This window comes from Paraburkholderia sp. BR10141 (assembly GCF_056155635.1).
Genome location: NZ_JBMIQH010000003.1, coordinates 303,492 through 316,745 on the forward strand (window position 1 = coordinate 303,492; position 13,254 = coordinate 316,745).

General features: G+C 63.6%; 12 protein-coding genes. 8 read left to right on the top strand and 4 right to left on the bottom strand.

The annotated features are described in order from the left end of the window. Window positions 1-102 precede the first annotated feature (102 nt). Window positions 103-798: a response regulator gene (locus ACOJB8_RS06085; protein ID WP_475011536.1), complete on the top strand. Its 696-nt coding sequence runs from the start codon at window positions 103-105 to the stop codon at window positions 796-798. Here the strand turns inward: ACOJB8_RS06085 and ACOJB8_RS06090 are convergent. Continuing rightward, window positions 795-2,807: an ATP-binding response regulator gene (locus ACOJB8_RS06090; protein WP_475011538.1), complete on the bottom strand. Its 2,013-nt coding sequence runs from the start codon at window positions 2,805-2,807 to the stop codon at window positions 795-797. The genes ACOJB8_RS06085 and ACOJB8_RS06090 overlap by 4 nt on opposite strands. A 575-nt stretch (window positions 2,808-3,382) precedes the next feature. On the opposite strand from ACOJB8_RS06090, the gene ACOJB8_RS06095 reads away from it, so the two are divergent. The 4 genes from ACOJB8_RS06095 to ACOJB8_RS06110 all read left to right on the top strand — a co-directional run bounded on the left by ACOJB8_RS06095 (window position 3,383) and on the right by ACOJB8_RS06110 (window position 6,796). Further along, complete coding sequence (locus ACOJB8_RS06095; protein WP_069262144.1) at window positions 3,383-4,180, top strand: acetoacetate decarboxylase; 798 nt, start codon at window positions 3,383-3,385, stop codon at window positions 4,178-4,180. Window positions 4,181-4,214: 34 nt separating this feature from the next. Next, on the top strand, window positions 4,215-4,997 hold the full coding sequence (locus tag ACOJB8_RS06100) for a 3-hydroxybutyrate dehydrogenase (RefSeq protein ID WP_028204627.1): 783 nt from the start codon (window positions 4,215-4,217) through the stop codon (window positions 4,995-4,997). A 26-nt stretch (window positions 4,998-5,023) separates the two neighbouring features. Further along, entirely contained in the window at window positions 5,024-6,286 is a 1,263-nt protein-coding gene (locus ACOJB8_RS06105; RefSeq protein ID WP_475011540.1) for a DUF3734 domain-containing protein, read from the top strand. Between the two features lie 132 nt (window positions 6,287-6,418). Beyond that, window positions 6,419-6,796 carry a hypothetical protein gene (locus ACOJB8_RS06110; RefSeq protein WP_368617497.1) on the top strand — a complete coding sequence of 126 codons (378 nt, stop codon included), beginning with the start codon at window positions 6,419-6,421 and terminating at the stop codon, window positions 6,794-6,796. A 40-nt stretch (window positions 6,797-6,836) separates the two neighbouring features. Here ACOJB8_RS06110 and ACOJB8_RS06115 read toward each other — a convergent pair whose 3' ends face one another. Together ACOJB8_RS06115 and ACOJB8_RS06120 are read right to left on the bottom strand one after the other, a co-directional pair. Then, window positions 6,837-6,965: a hypothetical protein gene (locus ACOJB8_RS06115; RefSeq protein ID WP_475011542.1), complete on the bottom strand. Its 129-nt coding sequence runs from the start codon at window positions 6,963-6,965 to the stop codon at window positions 6,837-6,839. Window positions 6,966-7,058: 93 nt separating this feature from the next. Next, on the bottom strand, window positions 7,059-8,675 hold the full coding sequence (locus tag ACOJB8_RS06120) for an MFS transporter (RefSeq protein ID WP_475011543.1): 1,617 nt from the start codon (window positions 8,673-8,675) through the stop codon (window positions 7,059-7,061). A 211-nt stretch (window positions 8,676-8,886) separates the two neighbouring features. On the opposite strand from ACOJB8_RS06120, the gene ACOJB8_RS06125 reads away from it, so the two are divergent. Continuing rightward, window positions 8,887-10,965, top strand: coding sequence for an esterase/lipase family protein (locus tag ACOJB8_RS06125; protein ID WP_475011544.1), 2,079 nt, complete (start codon window positions 8,887-8,889; stop codon window positions 10,963-10,965). 13 nt (window positions 10,966-10,978) lie between these two features. Here ACOJB8_RS06125 and ACOJB8_RS06130 read toward each other — a convergent pair whose 3' ends face one another. Then, window positions 10,979-11,431 carry a monooxygenase family protein gene (locus ACOJB8_RS06130; RefSeq protein WP_069262148.1) on the bottom strand — a complete coding sequence of 151 codons (453 nt, stop codon included), beginning with the start codon at window positions 11,429-11,431 and terminating at the stop codon, window positions 10,979-10,981. 61 nt (window positions 11,432-11,492) lie between these two features. Between ACOJB8_RS06130 and ACOJB8_RS06135 the strand changes: the two genes are divergently transcribed. Further along, on the top strand, window positions 11,493-12,056 hold the full coding sequence (locus ACOJB8_RS06135; protein WP_368617493.1) for a TetR/AcrR family transcriptional regulator: 564 nt from the start codon (window positions 11,493-11,495) through the stop codon (window positions 12,054-12,056). 75 nt (window positions 12,057-12,131) lie between these two features. After that, on the top strand, window positions 12,132-13,250 hold the full coding sequence (locus ACOJB8_RS06140; RefSeq protein WP_475011546.1) for a patatin-like phospholipase family protein: 1,119 nt from the start codon (window positions 12,132-12,134) through the stop codon (window positions 13,248-13,250). The last annotated feature ends 4 nt before the right edge of the window (window positions 13,251-13,254 follow it).

The following is a 13,254-nucleotide window of genomic DNA, read 5'->3' on the forward strand; positions in this document are numbered from 1 at the left end:
GAAAAGCGCCTCCAGAAGGCGGCCCCACGAGCGTCCCCCGCTTTGGGGGGATCGCAACCTGCAGGATTACGGGTACATTGGGGACGACTAGAGAGGCGCTCGATGGACAACCTGTATTTCCGGCACGTACTGCTCGTCGAAGACGAGGGCTTGACGCGTATTGCGATGAAGAGCCTGATCCTGACTTCGGAGCCGACGCTCGACATCGACGAGGCCGGCTCGTACGACGCTGCTATCGAACGGCTGCAGAACAAGGCTTACGACCTGGTTTTTCTCGACTACCAGATCGGCGACAATCACACCGGACTTGATTTGCTGCGCTGGCTGCAGGAGAACGAGCGCGCGGCGCATGTGGTCATGCTGTCCGCGCAGGACGACCGCGAAACCGTGCTGGACTGCATCAAGAATGGCGCCGGCGGCTTCATCTCGAAGGCCAGCGAGGAAGGCGGCGCGGTGTTCCGGGAAGCCCTGCAGACCATCCTGAACGGACGGGTCTATCTGCCCAACAGTGTGCTCGGCAAGGGCGGCCATACCCCGCAGTCCCCGGGGCCGAGCAAGGCCATTCCGATCGATTCGCTGAACCTGCCGCCGCGTCTCGCGCAAACCCTGGGTTTTCTGCTGCAGGGCATGTCGAACAAGGCCATCGCGCGAAAGATGAATATCTCGGAGAACACCGCGAAGGAGTACATCAGCGACTTGCTGAGCCGGTTCAACGTGTCGCGGCGCACGTTCCTGATTGTCGAAATGGCACGCCGCGGCATCGAGATTCCCACCGTTGCGCACGCCCCGGCGGTCTAGGTCGCCCGGGCCGATGCCTCCGTCAATTCGAGCATGCGCGCAATCAGCAGGTCGGGAGCCAATGGCTTGCTGAGCACGCAGCGCTCCGGCAACACGCCCTGCGTGCTTGCCACGGCTTCCCCCGTCACCACGAGACACGGCACGGGCCGCGCAACGTGCTCGCCGAGGAGCCGGATGACGTCGTGTGCGGTCGAATTCTCCGGCAACCGGTAGTCGCTGATCACCAGGTCAGGGACGCGCTCGATCGACTGCAACAGTTCGTCGAGTTCGGCTACGGAACGCACCGAATCGGACAACACCCCCCATCGCGCAAACAGCGCCTCCATCGACGCGCGCACGAGGCTGTCGTCCTCGACCAGCAACACGTAGAGACCACGAAGCGACGACGGTGACAGCGACGAGGCCGCATCGGCGGGCGATATCGCGGCATCCTCATGCGCGAATGGATCCGCCACCGGCATGCGCACCGAGAAGCGCGACCCGTGACCCTCGATCGACTTGAGTTCGAGACGATGTCCCTCGAGCAGGGACACCACTGCATTCACGATCGACAAACCGAGCCCGAGCCCTTTCTCGCGGTCCCGCTCCGGATTGCCGAGCTGGACGAACGGCTGGAAAATCGCGTCCCAATGCTCCGACGCGATACCGATGCCGTTATCCAGCACATCGAGGCGAACATAATTAGGCATACGGACCAAACCCACGAGCACCGTGGAGCGCCCCGCTTTCGCGGGATCCGAATATTTGATGCCGTTCGCAATGAGGTTGCTCAGCACGCGGGGAATCCAGTCGGCGTCGGTGCGTACCCATGCGGGCTTTTGCAGCGCCTTGGCATAGCGCAGCACGACGCCGCGGCTCGCCGCGAACGACGCGAGCTGCCCGACCGTCTCCTCGGTCACGCGGCTGAGGTCGACGCTCGTATAGGTCGGGTTGACGTGCCCCGATTCGAGCTTCGACAAGTCGAGCACCGCGTTGAAAAGACGCGCCGTCAATACCGACGCCTTGCGCGCTTCGCCGATCAGCTTGCCCGATGCTTCGATGTCGCGCGCTTCCAGCGCTTCGTCTGCCGCCGCAAGAAACAGGTTCAGCGCATGCATGGGCTGGCGCAGGTCGTGCGCGGCCGCGGCCAGAAAGCGCGACTTCGCCCGGCTCGCCTGCTCTGCCGCTTCGCGCTGCTGCTCGCGCAAGGCGATCAGGGCTTCCGACTTGGTCTGCTGGTCGCGCCGTGCGCGCTCGAGGTCATGATGCTTTTGCGCGAGTTCGGCGTTGGCGCTCTGCAGCGCAGCGTTGCTCTGCGCAAGTGCCTGGACGGCAACATACCGGTCGCGCACGTGCCGCTCGGCATTCACGTTGACGCTGTGCCCGAGCACGGCGACGTTCAACAGATAGAACATGCCCGCGGCGAAGTTGTCCGGCTCGACCGCCTGAGTGACCAGTTGCGCCATCACGATCACGGCGATCACGCATGCGGTCAGCATGAGCGTCGCCTTGGCCCGCAGGCGCAGAAAGCCGAACAGATAAAAGAGAATTAAATAGAAGCCGACAAAAAAATGGGTGAAATTGAATGGGCGTGGAGCAAGGACGGTTTGCATCAACAGGCAAAAGCACATGAACGCCAGGCCCGAAAGCAGGATCCAGTGCGCAACCTTGTCTCGATGAAATTCGAGCCTGAAAGCCAGCACGATGCCGACGCTCGCGCCAATCGCACCGGCGCAACGGAACGCGAAAACCTCCGGGAAGTACGGCCGGAACACCGGACTGGTCTGCGCAAGGCTGATTTCCCAAAAGCCGAAGCACACCCAGATCAGCGTTCCGAGCACCAGCGCCGCACGGCGAAAGTCGGCGAAGCGCCGGCCATACTCCTCCGTAAATTCGCGTTCGACCTGTGGATCCTCGAACCGGCCGGGCCAGCACAGCATATCGACCAGCCATGCGCGAACCGCGCTGGGCGCATGCGAGCGTTTGAGGAATGCCGATTCGGTCGCCGATTGAAACCTGAATATGCTCATCGCATCTCGCCGGTATGCTCGCTGGCTGACGAAGCAGGAAGCACGTCTCGTGCTTAGGCGTGCCAATCCATTCTAGTCGGTCACAGACTGCCCTGCCGCTTCCCCGCTGGAAGCGAGGATATCTTACGCCAGCGGACCACAAGAGATGTCATATAACATGGTGTTCGGCGCGCGACGATCCGGTATCGCGGCGGATCACTTCAGGCTGCCCAGATACTTCGCATTCCTTCGGAATTTCTCCGAAACACTCTGTGCCGAACCGAGGCGTTCCTTCACTGTGCGAAGTGGCCGGCCGTCTCTCCCAATCCACGCACTAATCTATTTCCTGTTTTGATCAGCATTCGTCGTATGTTTCCTTCGCAACGAACCTAATACCATGATTAGGCTGAAAAAATCGGCATACGCGAAGTCGAACCAATCACACGAAAATGACGCCGGGATGGCCAATAAACTTTCAATTTCCTTTTTATTTAACGAAACTGAAACGGTGTTTTATCGCCATCAATGCGATCGTGTCATGTTTTCCATCTAACATCTGTCGCGACGTTTTCACGCAGCCTAGCCTGGAGAACAGTATGGATCTGGCAAGAATCCGCCGCGATGCATTCGCGATGCCCATGCACAACCCCGCGTATCCGCGGCCGCCGTTTCGCTTCGTCAACCGCGAATATTTCATCATCACGTACGAGACCGATCCCGATGCGCTGCGCGCCATCGTGCCGGAGCCGCTCAAGCCGGAAAACAATCTCGTTCATTACGAATTCATCCGCATGCCCGACTCGTCGGGATTTGGCGATTACACGGAAAGCGGCCAGGTGATTTCCGTACGCGACCCGCAAGGCCGCCTCGCGAATTACACGCATTCGATGTATCTCGACGACGAAGGCCCGATTGCCGGCGGTCGTGAAATCTGGGGCTTCCCGAAGAAACTCGCGCGCCCCGTGCTCGCCGTCGATGGCAACGACACGCTGCTCGGCACGCTCGATTACGGCACGCAGCGCATCGCGACCGGCACGATGGGCTACAAGCACCACGTGCTCAACAGCGAAGACGAGCGCCGCAAGCTCGCCGACACGCCCAACTATCTCCTCAAGATCATTCCGCATGTGGACGGCACGGCGCGCATCTGCGAACTCGTGCGCTTCTATCTGCGCGACGTGACGGTGCGCGGCGCATGGAGCGGCCCGGCCGCGATCGAACTACATCCGCACGCGCTCGCTCCCGTTGCCGATCTGCCGGTGCGCCGCGTGGTGGGTGCACGCCACGTCATTGCGGATCTCACGCTCGATATCGGCGAGGTCGCCTTCGACTATCTCGCCGCGACGTCGAGCCAGGACGCCGCCCTGGGCGAACCCGAAGTCGAGCTCGCCTGATCTGTTTTCTATCGCTTTTTAGTAAGGAATACATATGTCGTTGAAAGACAAGGTTGCAGTCATCACGGGCGCCGCAAGCGGGATTGGCGAACATTGCGCGCGCACGTTCGCGAGCCAGGGTGCGGCGGTCGTGATCGCCGACCTCAATCTCGCGAACGCCGGCAAGGTGGCGGACAGCATCGTGGCAGCGGGCGGCAAGGCCCTCGCCGTGGCGATGGATGTCACCAACGAAGAAGCCGTGAATGCCGGGATCGACGAAGCAGCGAAAGCCTTCGGCGGGATCGACGTGCTCGTGTCGAACGCGGGCATCCAGATCATCAGCCCGGTAGACGAGTTCCCGTTTGCCGACTGGAAGAAGATGCTCGCGATCCATCTCGACGGCGCGTTTCTCACCACCAAGGCCGCGCTCAAGCATATGTACGGCAGCGGCAAAGGCGGCTCGATCGTCTACATGGGTTCGGTGCACTCGCACGAGGCGTCGAAGCTCAAGGCGGCCTATGTCACGGCGAAGCATGGTTTGCTCGGCCTTGCCCGCGTCGTGGCGAAGGAAGGCGGTCCGCGCGGCGTGCGCGCCAACGTCGTATGCCCGGGTTTCGTGCGTACGCCGCTCGTCGACAAGCAAATTCCCGAGCAGGCCAGGGCGCTCGGCATTTCGGAAGCGGACGTCGTCAAGAACGTGATGCTCAAGGACACCGTGGACGGCGAGTTCACCTCGCTCGACGACGTGGCCAACACGGTCGCGTTCCTCGCGGGCTTCGGGTCGCAGGCGCTGACGGGCCAGTCGGTGCTCGTCACGCACGGCTGGTCGATGCACTGAACAACCAACGAAAAAAGGGAGAACGTATGCGCAGCAGCAATCTAACCGCCCGCAGGGAGCGCAAGCCGTTTGAGCTGCCGCGCTACGACGAAATCGCCCTTGTTTTGCAGGGCGGCGGCGCGCTCGGGTCCTATCAGGCCGGCGTGTTCGAAGGGCTCGCGCAGGCCGGCGTCGAACCGCATCGCATTGCGGGCGTGTCGATCGGCGCGCTCAACACGGCGATTATTGCGGGCAACGAACCCGCGCGGCGCGTCGAAGCGCTGCGTGGGTTCTGGGAGTCGATCTGCCATCCGCTCGACTGGTTCGGCAACCTCGGCGCGCTCGCCATGCCGATGTTCAGCCAGCAGGATTTTTCGCGCCGCTGGGCCAGCATGTGGGCCGCGGGTCGCGCGATCACTGAAGGCCAGCCCGGCTTTTTCGCACCGCGCCGCCCGCTGCCCGTCGCGGGCTGGCAAAAGGCGACGCCGAATGCGGTGAGCTACTACGACACGGCCGCACTGAAGTCGACGCTGCAACGCTTCGCCGATTTCGACCGTATCAACGACGGCCCGACCCGCGTGTCCGTGGGCGCGGTGAACGTGCGCAGCGGCAATCTCGTCTATTTCGACAACGCCAAAATGCGGCTCGAGCCGGAGCACTTCATGGCATCGGGCGCGCTGCCGCCGGGTTTTCCGGCCGTGGAAATCGACGGCGAGTATTACTGGGACGGCGGCCTCGTGTCGAACACACCGCTCACGGAGGTGCTGCGTGACGCCGACCACAAGGACACGCTCGTATTCCAGGTCGATCTATGGAGCGCGAGCGGCAACGTACCCGCCGATTTCCTGGACGTGGCCGAACGCGCCAAGGACATTCAATATTCGAGCCGCACGCGCGCCATCACCAACATGCTTGCCGATCGGCAAAAGCACGCGCGCTTTATCAAGGAACTCCTCGAGCACGTACCCGCCGAGGCGCGGCGCAACGATCCCCTCTTTCGGCTCGCCGAGCAGGTGGCCGATGGGTCGTCGATCAACGTGGTCCATCTGATCTACAAGAACAAGCCTTACGAAGGGCATTACAAGGACTACGAATTCAGTGCCGACACCATGCAAGAGCACTGGTCGAGTGGCGTCGAAGACATTCGCGCGTCGTTTGCGCATCCCGACTGGTTCGCGATCCCGAGCCGGGAGCAAGGCTTCGTCACGCACGATATCCACCGGCGCGCGGGCGAAGTGCCCGAATCGGATCGCGCCGAGCTGAGCGCGGGCGCCTCGGGACAGGTAGATCTGACTCGCAGGGTCGCGTAGACGCAGCGCAAGAGCCGACCCGGCGTCGGGCCCGTGCGCGAGGGTTTTCCTTGACACCGGCCCGGCAACATCGCCAATGGTTGACCGACGGAGGACGTGCTAGGCTCCCTTCAAACAACTTCGGAGACTGCGATGCCGTTCATCTGCGAAAACGTTGAATGCCGTGCCGTGCTGGCTCGCGGTCAGGTCAGAGCCAGTCACGAGGACGACGGGTGGTGCTTCTACTGCCCGGACTGCAACGCCCGGAACGAGTTGAAGGATGTCGGCATACCCGGCGGCCCTGTCCAGTTGGTTCAACCGGAACGATCCGGCCCTCCGCACAGGATCATCGCGACGGCTCGCCCCCTCGAGGACGGCGGGTACGCAGCGCAATTGCGCGTGCAGAGGGCGCTCGCGATAAAAGGCACCTACGCGGTCGAGGAGCGCTGGGAGCAGCTCGGCGTGTTCCCGAACGCGCACGAGGCCGTAGCGCATGCGAATACCTTCGCGTCCGAACTGCTGAAGGCCTGATCGCAGGCACCCGCAGGATCGATTACCCGGACCGAAAGCCTCAACGCGAAGCCATCGTGCCGACCGGATGGGCTTTCGGCACGATCACGTCGTCTTCCGCTTCGAGCGGCGCCTGCAAATCCCGTTCGTCCAGTTCCCGCGATGCCGCTCCGCCGAGTATCGCGATCATCGGCACCTCGTATTCGACGACGTCCGATTTCGTGCCGGAAAGAGGGCTGAAGCGTCATCTCCACGCATTAGCTCGATTGCAAACGTTCGCAATTCATTTCCGCGGCTGTATGGCTGCCGCCGCAATAGCCGCTCCAGCGAACGCGCACGCGGCGGACACAACGGCGACGGCACGCAGCGCGTCTAGCATGGCCTCCGCTTGCGCACGCGCCACCAACGTTGCGTGCGGCGTGCCGGCGCCGTCCGATGCGGGCCTATCTTGTCCGTCCGGCTCGAGCAGTTGTCCGATCTGGCGTGCGTCCACCGTCACGTGCAATGCGTCGAGGCGCGCGGTTAGCGCGGCGTGATGCGACCACACGAACACGATGCCGAGCACCGCTACCGCCAGCAGGCTCGCCACGCGCGCAACGGCGTTGTTGATGCCGGAGGCGACGCCGGTGCGCTCGCTCGATACCGCGCCCATCACGGTCGTGGTGAGCGGCGCGACGGTGATCGTCATGCCGAGGCCGAGCACCGCGAGCGCAGGGAAGAATCCGCTCCAGTAGCTGCCGTGCACGAGCGGCAGCGCCAATAGCGTGAACCCGAGCCCGGCGACGCCCGGGCCAACGGTCAACAGCGCGCGCGAGCCAAAGCGGCTCGTCAGTCCACCGGTGAAGCGCGACAGCAAACCGATGATGACGGGCACCGGCAACAGCGCCGCGCCGGCTTCGGTCGCGGTAAAACCATGCGCGCGGATCAAAGTGAACGGCAGGAAGAAGAACGCGCCGCCGAGCCCGAAGTAAACCAGCAGTGTGACGAGATTCGCGCCCGTGAAGTCGCGCGAACGGAACACATCGAGCGGCATCATGGGATTGGCGCTGCGCGCTTCGATCATCACGAACGCGGCGAGCACGAGCACACCGGCGCCGATTGCAACCAGCACGAACGGATGCTGGAAGCCTCGCGCCGACGCCTGGGTCAGCCCGAAAGTCAGACTGGCGAGGCCTGCCGCCGCGGCCAGCGCGCCCGGCCAGTCGAGTTGCCCGGGCGCATCGAGCCTTTGGCTGTTGGGCACCGATGACATGGCGAGCGCGATCGTAAGCGCGGCGAGCGGGACATTCAGGAAGAAGATCGCGCGCCAGGAAAATGCATCGACGAGCCAGCCGCCCGCCACGGGCCCCACCGCCGACGTGATCGCGCCGACGCCCGCCCAGGTGCCGATCGCCCGGCCACGCGCTTCGCCGTCGAACACCGCGCCGATGATCGCGAGGCTGCCGGGTACGAGCAGCGCCGCGCCGATGCCCTGAACCGCGCGTGCGGCGATCAGCGCAGCCGCATTCGGCGCGAGGCCACAGGCCGCCGACGCCAGCGTAAACAGCGCGATGCCCGCGATGAACACTGTGCGGCGGCCAAGCTTGTCCCCCATCGACCCGCCGACCAGCACGAGCGAGCCGAGAAACAGCAGATACGCGTTGACGACCCATTGGATCGCCGCGACGCTCGCACCGAGTTCGCTCTGAATGGACGGCAGTGCGACGTTGACGACCGAGCCGTCGATGAACGCCATGCTCGACCCCAGGATCGTCGCCGCGAGCGCGAGACGCTTGCGCCGGCACGGACGGTCGACTGAGGTGGGCTGCGCGCAGATCACGAGCGCGTCGCACGGGCTCGCCTGCGCGGCGACGACGTGCGCGCCCTGCGGCTCGCTTGCAACAAGATCCGGGTTGGCCAAGTTCGCTCCCGTCAGGATCGTTGATGACTAGAGTCTGTTGATGCCAGCGGCGCGAGTCAACCCGGGCGAGCGCATGGGCGTCGGCCGCGGATCACCGTGCGAACGCGATCCAGAACAGGCTGGTATACATCGGTCTGCCGGCCACCGCGCTGCGCCGTCCCTCATTTCGCCACACGCACGTGCGGGACCGCGCGAATGGCCTGGATCCTTCATGACGCGCAATTACCCATCCCGCATGCCGCGTTGCCCGCCGTTAGCCCATGTGTTGGCCAATCTGTCGGCCCTCCTCGCTGCCGCGCTGCTCTGCGGCTGCGCGATGGTGCGCGTGAACTCGCTCGGCCCGCAGCAGTACTTTGCCATGCGTCGCGGAGACATTCTCTCGACCGGCCAGCTGAGCGCGGCGACACAGGCCACGTTGCGGGTCGCGGCCCTCGACGAAAGTTCGTGCCAGAGCGCGCCGCAAGCGTGTATCGATACGATCGCAACCGTCGGCGGCCTCAGTACCGGACAGCGCCTCGCCTGCCTCGCCGAGTTATCGCTGCAGATGGCGCTCGAGCAGACGCCGCCTGCCGGTACCCCCTGGACCGACACTCAATTCGATTCGTGGCTCAAGACAGCGCGATACGCATACGCGTTTCTGTTCCTCGGCCAGCGCACGGCTGGCGAACGGGCCTTCGAGGACCGCCAGACGCAGGTTCGCGACTACTACAACTATGCGGTCCAGGAGCTTGCCGGCGCGCTGTTTCTGCGCGGCACCACTGAAACGACCAACGGCCATCGCGATCCGGCAAATCAATTCATCGCAGGCTGGACCATTCATATCGACCTGAGAGAGGTCCGGCTGCCCGAGGGCGTACGCGAACTCAGCGAAGTCATTCCCGCCACGGGCCTGTCGTTCGCGGGACTCCACAATACCTATCGGCGTGACGGCCTCGGCGCGGATCTGGTTGCGGTCACACAGCCCGCCCAGCCCGACCCGGATAGCGCCACGACCAACAGCGCAGCGACAACGGCTGAAGACGATGCGAATGCGAACGCAGGCTCAACCTTCTGGTTCGCGCCCGGCTCGCGTCCGTTCAATGAAATGCCTTCACCGAACGTCACCGCACTGCTGCTGTTTGGCAATGGCACGCTCGAGCAGCTGCTCGCTTCGCACGACGTGGTGTTCTCCGCCTACGATCCGTTTCGCGTAAAAAGCGTAGAGATCAATGGCGAGACCGTGCCGCTCGCGGCCAACTTCAGCGCGGGCTACGGCATCTGGCTCGCTCGCTCCGGCTTTGCCAGGCAGTCCTTGCGTTCGTTGCTCGGCCGCACGAGGGGCATCGATCGTCCGCGCATTTACATGATGCAACCGTTCGATCCGGACCGGCGCATCGTTCTGATGCTGCACGGCCTGGCCAGCAGCCCCGAGGCATGGGTCAACGTCGCCAACGACATTCAGGGCGACGACATGCTGCGCCAGCATTTCCAGGTCTGGCAGGTCTATTACCCGACCAACGTGCCCATTCTCGTGAACCTTGCGAGGATAAGGCAGGCGGTGCAACTGACGCTCGCGCATTTCGATCCCGCAGGCAAGCTGCCGGCTTCGAACGGCATGGTGCTGATCGGGCACAGCATGGGCGGCGTCCTCGCGCGATTGCTCGTCTCTTCCTCCGACGACGTTCTGTGGGTAACCGTCCAGAACAAGTACCTGCCCGAAGGGGTCGACATCATCCGCGAGGATGAGCGACTCAATCGCCTGCTGCGCTTTACGCCGATGCCGCAGGTCGAGCGCGCGATCTTCATCGCCACGCCACACCGCGGCACGCCGTTCGCAAGCAATCGCCTGTCTCGCTGGGTTGCAAACCTCGTGCGCTTGCCGATTGCGCTGCTGAAGGAGATCGACGAGATGCTGCAGAGCGCCACTAATGCGGATAGCACCCAGCGCGCGGGAAAGACCATTATGGTTCCCAACAGCATCGAGCAGCTGCGCGAGACCGATCCGATCATCCAGTCGATTTCACGCCTGCCGATCAGCCCCGATGTGTGCTTTCACTCGATCATTGCGCGACGCCGCGAGACGGGCCCGCTCGAAGATTCCGATGACGGGGTCGTCCCCTATCGCAGCGCGCATCTCGACGGCGCTCTCTCCGAAAAAGTGATCGTTTCGGGGCATAGTGTTCAGGAAACCCCCGAGGCGATTTTTGAAATCCGGCGCATTCTGCACGAGGATATCGAGGTGTTCGATAACCAGGGCGCACATGAAGGCGCTTGCGGCGGGCCCGTCGCGGTACATGAGACGACGCAGTGAATGGCGCCCTGATCTAGTCCGCCGCCATGCGCTTTCGCGCGCTCATAAAAGGGCCGGTCGGCTGGCGTGCCGGCGCAAAGCGATCGAAGCCCACGGGGCCGGGCATGTCGATATAAACCGCCTCCATTCCCTGACGGCTATAGCTTTCATGCCAGAAGCCCGCGCCGCCGCTGTCGCGCAGAAACTCGCCCCACCAGCGCGAATGCGGCGCGCTACGGGTAAACGCTTCGAGGCTTTCGAGGTCGCGCCAATACTGGCGGATACCGACATGGTTGAGGGCGAACAGGAACTGCTCGCTGGAGAGCAATCCGTCTGGCGGATTCAAATCGATTTGCCGCAAGCCTTTGCCGATGCCGAACAATGTCGCGATCCCCCGCATCCGGCGCACGCGAAAGCCCAGGATGATGACAACGAGATTCGGGTACGTGCTGAGGTCGACGGACCTGCGGGTAACAGAGGCTTGCATGGCGGCTCCCGTTTGTTTACGCTGTAAGCATAGTCCCGATTGATTACAGTGTAAACAACAAATGAGCGATTCGAATTTGTCCCTGCGCGACCGTCTGGTGGATTGCGCGCTGGCCTTGCTCGAAAAGGGCGAAAGCGACGTCAGCCTGCGTGCCGTGGCGCGGGCCGCCGGCGTCTCGGCGATGGCGCCCTATCGCCATTTCGAGGACAAGGCGGCGCTGATGGGCGCCGTCGCGCTCAAGGGCTTTGCCATGCTCGAGGCAGGCGCCGCGCGCGCCAACGAGGCCCACGACGCGCGCGAAGCGCTCGAGGCGCAGGGCGTGGCCTACGTTGGCTTCGCCCGCGCGCATCCTGCACTGTTCCGGCTGATGTTCGCGGACGGGGCAGGACTCGCCTTGCCCCATGAGGATTGCCGGGGCGCCTATACGCTGATGGCACGCAACGTGGCGGAGCTCGCGCCGCATTGCGTCGAGGCGGGGGTGCTCGCCTGCTGGGGGCTGGTTCACGGTCTGGCGACGCTTGCGCTCGACGGAAGAATTCCGGCCGATCCGGCCGGTGAGCGTGCGGCGATCGCGCTGATAACCCACGCGCTCAAGGCCGCGCCGCCCGCCCTCGCCGGTTCCTGAGGCGGCATTTGCAGCACGCGCATTCCCCCTCGCGCGTACGATTGCCGGCAACGCGATGACGACGAGAGAGGAGCCATGGCGACAGCGGAATCCACGAGCGGCGTGCAGCAGTCCGGCCCCAAAGTCGCGCTTGCCCTGCAAGGCGGCGGCTCGCATGGCGCCTTCACGTGGGGCGTGCTCGATCGATTGCTGGAATCGACATCGCAAGGCACGCCGTTCAGTGTCGAGGCGATCAGCGGCGCGAGCGCGGGCGGAATCAACGCGACGCTCTGCGCGGCGGGCCTGGCCAGCGGGGGAGTCACGCAAGCGCGCGAGAAACTGCGCACTTTCTGGGAAGCGGTGTCGCGCGCCGGGGAGCAGGCCGGCAATGCGCTCTTCGGCTTTTCCGAGCCGGGGCCGTTTGGCGGCTGGAATATCGACTGGAGTCCTGGCGCCATCTTCTCGGAGATCGTGGGACTCGTTGCTTCGCCCTACAACAATCCCTTCTATCGCGATCCGCTCGGCCCGGTGATCCGCTCCTCGCTCACGGAAACGGATCTCTCCACGCTCAACGCGAAGAACGGGAGCCCGCAGGTTTTCATCTGCGCGACGAACGTGCGAACCAACGAGCGCACCCTCTTTACGCAACCCGAAATTTCCGTCGACGTGCTGCGCGCTTCCGCATGCCTGCCAAGCGAATTCCGCACCGTGAACCTCCACGGTGTACCGTACTGGGACGGCGGCTATCTGGGCAATCCGCCTTTGGCGCCGTTGATCGCCCATGCCCAGGACCTGATCCTGATCCTTGTGAATCCGTTCAGGCGCCACGACATGCCGCCGAAAAATGCGCGCGGCATTCTGAACCGGCTCAACGAAATCGGGTTCAACGCTTCCGTGGTGCTGGAGATCAACGCGATCGAAGCCGTCAACCGCGTGCTCGATTCGGTTGGCGAGGAAGCCGCTAGCAAAAGCCGCTTCAAGACCGTCCGGTTTCACCTGATTCGCGACGACGACTTTCTCGCGCAGTTCGGCTTCGTCTCCAAGAGCAGCACGTCCTGGTCGCTGTTCAAAACGCTGTTCGATCGTGGACGCGAGGTGGCGGACGTGTGGCTCAAAACGAACTATGCGAATCTCGGGCAAACGTCTTCGCTCGACGTCAAGGCTGCGTTGCTCGATCCGACGCTCAAGCAGGTCAGCGGATCGCACACGCAGTAAAGCG